The sequence below is a fragment of the Pseudomonas sp. NPDC087346 genome (assembly GCF_044744235.1).
Classification (GTDB): domain Bacteria; phylum Pseudomonadota; class Gammaproteobacteria; order Pseudomonadales; family Pseudomonadaceae; genus Aquipseudomonas.
This window is the reverse complement of the sequence record NZ_JBIUXX010000017.1, coordinates 1-2060: the sequence shown is the minus strand read 5'-3', so window position 1 is coordinate 2060 and position 2060 is coordinate 1. Positions and strand designations below refer to the sequence as shown.

The 2060-nt window shown below is 55.0% G+C and carries 2 protein-coding genes; both read left to right on the top strand.

Annotated elements, in window-relative coordinates:
- A partial coding sequence (gene tolA / locus ACIOZM_RS12745; RefSeq protein WP_401214046.1) for a cell envelope integrity protein TolA occupies positions 1-895 on the top strand: 895 nt, incomplete at its 5' end.
- Between the two features lie 17 nt (positions 896-912).
- Positions 913-2060 (top strand): Tol-Pal system beta propeller repeat protein TolB (tolB, locus tag ACIOZM_RS12740; RefSeq protein ID WP_401214241.1); only part of this gene is annotated, 1148 nt, incomplete at its 3' end.

Here is a 2060-nt window from a genome sequence, read left to right as displayed (position 1 = left end):
AAAAATACAGCCAACCACCAAAACAAAACAGAAAATAGAAGAAGAGGATAAGAAAAACGACGAGAGCCAGAACGAAGTCGAGCAGATGGAACAGAAAAAGGTCGAGCAGGAAGCGGTGAAAGCTGCGGAACAAAAGAAAGAAGAAGCGGCTCAAAAGGCCGAGGAAGCCAAGAAGGCTGATGAGGCGAAGAAAACGGACGAGGCGAAAAAGGCAGATGATGCCAAAAAAGCCGACGACGCGAAGAAAGCCGAAGCCAAAAAGGTCGAAGAGAAACAATTGGCTGATATAGCCAAGAAGAAGGCTGAAGAAGAGGCCAAGGAAGAAGCCAAGAAAGAGGCTGCTGAAGAGGCCAAGAAGAAGATCGTCGAAGACGCGAAGAAGAAAGCCGCCGAAGACGCCAAGAAGAAAGCTGAAGCTGACGAGGCGAAGAAGAAAATCGCCGAAGACGCGAAGAAGAAAGCTGCTGCCGATGCTGCGAAGAAAAAATCGCAGGATGCGGCGCGTAAATCTACCGAAGACAAAAAGGCTCAGGCCTTGGCAGATTTGCTTTCCGACACGCCGCAGCGCGAGCAGGCCATGGCTGATGAGCAGGGTGACGAAGTCGCGGGCAGTTTCGATGACCTGATTCGTGCGCGAGCAGCGGAAGGTTGGGCTCGTCCACCTTCGGCACGCAAAGGCATGACGGTCGTGCTGCAAATCGGCATGTTGCCGGACGGTACGGTGACCTCGGTCAGCGTGTCCAAATCCAGTGGCGACGGTCCGTTCGATGCTTCGGCAGTCGCAGCGGTCAAGAATATTGGACGATTGACGGAAATGCAGGGAATGAAGCCGAGCGATTTCGCTCCGTATCGTTCATTCAAGATGACATTCACACCTGAGGATCTAGCCTTGTGAGAAACCTTCTTCGAGGAATGCTGGTCGTGATCTGCTGCATGGCAGGGTTCGCGGCAGCAGATGAAAAGAACATTCTGGTCACCAGCGGTAGCGATCGGGCCACTCCGATCGCTGTTGTACCGTTCGGTTTCCAGGGCGGCGCTGTGCTGCCGGATGACATGGCTGAAATCATTGGTAACGATTTGCGTAACTCGGGCTACTACTCGCCGATTCCAAAGCAAAACATGATCAGCCAGCCAAGCCAGCCGAGCGAAATCATCTTCCGTGACTGGAAGGCGGTAGGTGCTCAATACATGATGGTCGGCAGCATTGCGCCGGCCGGCGGCAAGCTGCAAGTGCAGTGGGCTTTGTTCAACGTCGCCACCGAGCAAAAAGTGGCTGACGGCAGTGTTTCCGGTACCACCGAGCAACTGCGGGACATGGCGCACTACATCTCCGACCAGTCGTTCGAAAAACTCACCGGTATCAAAGGTGCGTTTTCGACCCGTCTGCTATACGTGACGGCTGAACGCTTCTCCGAGAAGAACACCCGTTACACACTGCAGCGCTCGGACTATGACGGCGCCCGCGCAGTGACTCTGCTGCAATCGCGCGAGCCGATCCTGTCGCCGCGTTTCGCACCGGATGGCAAGCGCATCGCTTATGTTTCGTTTGAACAGAAGCGTCCGCGCATCTTCATGCAGAACATCGACACCGGTCGCCGCGAGCAGATCACCAACTTCGAAGGCCTGAACGGCGCGCCTGCCTGGTCGCCGAATGGTGATCGTCTGGCGTTCGTGCTGTCGAAAGACGGCAACCCGGATATCTACGTGATGAATCTTGCTTCACGTCAGATCAACCGCGTGACCGCAGGTCCTGGCATCAACACCGAACCGTACTGGGGTAAAGATGGTTCGACCATCTACTTCACGTCCGACCGTGGCGGCAAACCACAGATCTACAAGACCAGCGCAAGTGGTGGCGGTGCCGAACGTGTGACATTCATCGGCAACTACAACGCCAACCCGAAGCTTTCGGCTGATGAAAAGACTCTGGTGATGATCCATCGCCAGGACGGATTCACCAATTTCAAGGTGGCGGCTCAGGATTTGCAGCGCGGAAGCGTAAAAATCCTAACTGATAGCACTCTGGACGAGTCGCCTACTGTTGCGCCCAACGGCACCAT